The 3,944-nt window shown below is 71.6% G+C and carries 1 protein-coding gene; it reads left to right on the top strand.

Annotated elements, in window-relative coordinates:
* Window positions 1–3,944, top strand: a 3,944-nt coding sequence (locus ACGFIQ_RS36195) for an SDR family NAD(P)-dependent oxidoreductase (protein ID WP_393250847.1), incomplete at both ends; no start/stop codon positions are given.

The following is a 3,944-nucleotide window of genomic DNA, read 5'->3' as shown; positions in this document are numbered from 1 at the left end:
TCGACGCACCCACTGCTCCACGCCACAGTCCGCCTCGCCGACACCGACACCGTCGTACACACCGGCGCCATCAGCCTGCACACCCACCCCTGGCTGGCCGACCACGCCGTCAGCGACACGGTGCTGCTCCCCGGCACCGCCCTGCTCGACATGGCCCTACACGCCGCCGCCCACACCACCACCCCCGCAATCGACGACCTCACCCTCCAGGCGCCTGTCGTGCTGCGCCCGGGCGAGGCCGTCCAGCTGCAGGCGCGGGCCGACGCGGCGACCGTCACGATCCATTCGCGGACGGGCGACGACGACGAGTGGATCCTGCACGCCACCGGCACTCTCGCCGAGGCGGCCGCCGAGCCGGCACCGGTCGCCGCCTGGCCGCCGCCCGGGGTCACCGCCGTCGACACCGGCGCCCTCTACGAGGGCCTGGCCGCTGCGGGCTACCACTACGGGCCGGCGTTCACGGGTACGGCAGCGGTCTGGCACGGTGACGGCCCGCTGTATGCGACCGTGACGCTTCCGGAGGGGTTGTCCACCGACGGGCACGCCATCCATCCCGCCCTGCTCGACGCCGCCCTGCACCCGCTGGCCACCCGGGCCGGCCACGATGACGAGGTGCGCCTGCCGTTCGCGTGGACGGGCGTCACCCTGCACGCCACCGGCGCGACCGAGCTGCGCGTCGTGCTCACGCCGACGGAGAACGGCGTCGGCCTCATGGCGTACGACCCGGAGGGGTCACCGGTGTTATCGGCCGAGTCGCTGGTGTTCCGGCCGGCCGGTCAGGTCTCGAGCCGGGTTCGCACCGAGGGCAGCCGCTTCCACGTCACCTGGTCGCCGGCGCCCGTCACCGACGCCGCGGTCGACCTCTCCGATGTGGACGTCTGGTCGCCGCCGGACACCGACGACGTCCACGAGCTCACCGAGAGTCTGCTGCGCCGCCTGCAGGAGCCGGACGACCGCAGGCTGGTGGTGCAGGTGCGTCCGGACACCCTCGCCCATGGCGCCCTGCTCGGCCTGGCCCGCTCCGCCGCCGGCGAGAACCCCGGCCGCGTCACCCTCGTCCACACCGACGCCGTCACCGACGACATCCTCCGCGCCGCCCTGGCCACCGGCGAACCCGAGGTCCGCATCGCCGACAACCAACCTCACACCCCTCGCCTGACCCGCACCCAGCCACCACCACCCAGCCACGGTTGGATCCTCGGTACGACCGCGGCGACCGGGACGCTGGACGATGTCACCTACCTACCCGCACCCGACCAACCCCTGCCACCCGGTCATGTCCGGGTCCGGATCCACGCCATCGGCCTCAACTTCCGCGACGCCCTCATCGGACTCGGCCTCTACCCCGACCCCGCACCCCTGGGCAGCGAAGGCGCCGGCACCATCACCGAAACCGCCCCCGACGTCACCACCCTGCACCCCGGCGACCGCGTCATGGGCCTCTTCCCCCACGGCCTCGGCACCACCGCCACCACCGACCACCGCCTCCTCACCACCATCCCCACCCACTGGACCTACGCCCAAGCCGCCGCCACCCCCGTGGCCTACCTCACCGCCTACTACGCCCTGCACCACCTCGCCCACCTCCAACCCGGCCAAACCCTGCTCCTGCACGCCGCCACCGGCGGCGTCGGCACCGCCGCCCTCCACCTCGCCCAACACCACGGCGCCCACATCCACGCCACCGCAAGCCCCCCCAAATGGCCCACCCTGCACACCGCAGGACTCCTCCCAGAACAAATCCACAACTCCCGCACCCTCGAATTCGAAGACCGCATCCCCGACGGAGTCGACGTCGTCCTGAACTCCCTCACCCGCGAATACACCGACGCATCGCTACGACTGCTACGCCCCGGCGGCCGATTCATCGACATGGGCAAAACCGACATCCGCCACCCCGACACCGTCGCCGCCGACCACCCCGGCATCACCTACCGCGCATTCGACCTCCTCGAAGCCGGACCCGACCTCATCGCCGACATGCTCACCAAACTCCACAACCTGTTCCAACCACCACCCATCACCCACCACGACATCACCAACGCCCGCACCGCCCTCCGCGACCTCAGCCAAGCCCGCCACATCGGCAAACTCGTCCTCACCCTGCCCACCCCACTCACCCCCAACGACACCGTCCTCATCACCGGCGGCACCAGCGGCCTCGGCGCCCTCATCGCCCGACACCTAACCACCCACCACGGCATCACCCGACTCATCCTCGCCTCCCGCACCGGCCCCAACCACCCCGACACCAACACCCTCCGCGCCCTCACCGACCACGTCGAGATCGTCGCCTGCGACCTCACCGACACAAACCAAGTCCACAACCTGATCAGCACCCACCAACCCACTGCCGTCATCCACGCCGCCGGCGTCCTCGACGACGCCACCATCACCAACCTCACACCCGAACAACTCCACCGCGTCCTGGCCCCCAAAGTCGACGCCGCCTGGAACCTGCACCACCACACCCAACACCTCAACCTCACCGCCTTCGTACTCTTCTCCTCCGCCGCCGGCACCTTCGGCAACCCCGGCCAAGGCAACTACGCCGCCGCCAACACCTACCTCGACACCCTCGCCACCCACCGCCACACCCACGGCCAACCAGCCACCAGCCTCGCCTGGGGACTCTGGCAACACACCACCACCATGACCGCGCACATGCGGGGCCGCACCACCGGCGCGCACACCACCGGCACCAACCTGAGCACGGAGCTGGGTCTCGCGCTCTTCGACGCCGCCCTCGAGGGTGGACCGGCCCATCAGGTGCTGCTGGCGCTCGGCCCGTCGGCGCTGCGCCGCCCCGACCTGCCGCCGCTGCTGCGGGATCTCGCCCCGAGGGGCGTACGCAGCGCGGCTGCCGCGAGGGGCCGGGACGCGGAGGGCCTCGCCGCCGCCCTGGCCGCGCTCGCCGCAGATCAGCGGCACGAGCATCTGCTGCACCTGGTGCGCGCGCAGGCGGCGAGCACGCTGGGGCACAGCGAACACGGAGCCGTGCCGTCGGATCGTCCGTTCAACGAGATCGGCTTCGACTCGCTGACCGCGGTGGAGCTGCGCAACCGGCTCAACGCCGCCACCGGGCTGACCCTGCCGGCCACGCTGATCTTCGACCACCCCACGCCGGCGGACCTGGCGCGCCACCTCCTGCAGCGGCTGCTGCCGGACGCCGGATCGTCCCGCACCACTGCGCCGACCGGCCCGGCCGTCGCCGACGAGCCGATCGCCATCGTCTCGGCCGCCTGCCGCTACCCCGGCAACACCACCACCCCCGCCGAACTGTTCCAACTCACCCTCGACCACACCGACACCACCACCGGCTTCCCCACCAACCGCGGCTGGGACCTCGACACCCTCTACAACCCCGACCCCGACGCCACCGGCACCACCTACACCCGCACCGGATCCTTCCTCCACGACGCCGACCAGTTCGACGCGGAGCTCTTCGGCATCAGCCCGCGCGAGGCCGCTGCCACGGACCCGCAGCAGCGCCTCACCCTGGAGGTGGCGTGGGAGTTGTTCGAGCGGGCGGGCATCGACCCGGGCAGTGTGAAGGGCAGCAACACCGGCGTCTACGCCGGGATCATCTCGCAGGACTACCTGCTGCGGCTCGAGGAGAACCGAGCCGACGTCGAGGGCTACATCGCGACCGGCGCTTCCGGGAGCGTCGCCTCGGGCCGCATCGCCTACGTGTTCGGCCTGGAGGGCCCGGCGCTCACCGTCGACACCGCATGCTCGTCGTCACTGGTGTCGATGCACCTCGCCGCCCAGGCACTGCGCAACGGCGAGTGCGACATGGCAATAGCCGGGGGCGCGACGGTGATGGCCACTCCCAGCACGTTCGCCATCTTCTCGCGGCAGCGGGGTCTGGCGGTCGACGGCCGGTGCAAGCCGTTCGCGGACGCGGCCGACGGCACCGGCTGGGGCGAAGGCGTCGGCCTGGT

The sequence above is a fragment of the Micromonospora sp. NPDC048898 genome (assembly GCF_043198035.1).
GTDB lineage: Bacteria > Actinomycetota > Actinomycetes > Mycobacteriales > Micromonosporaceae > Micromonospora.
Note: the sequence above shows the minus strand (reverse complement) of the source record. Positions and strands in the feature narration are given on the sequence as shown.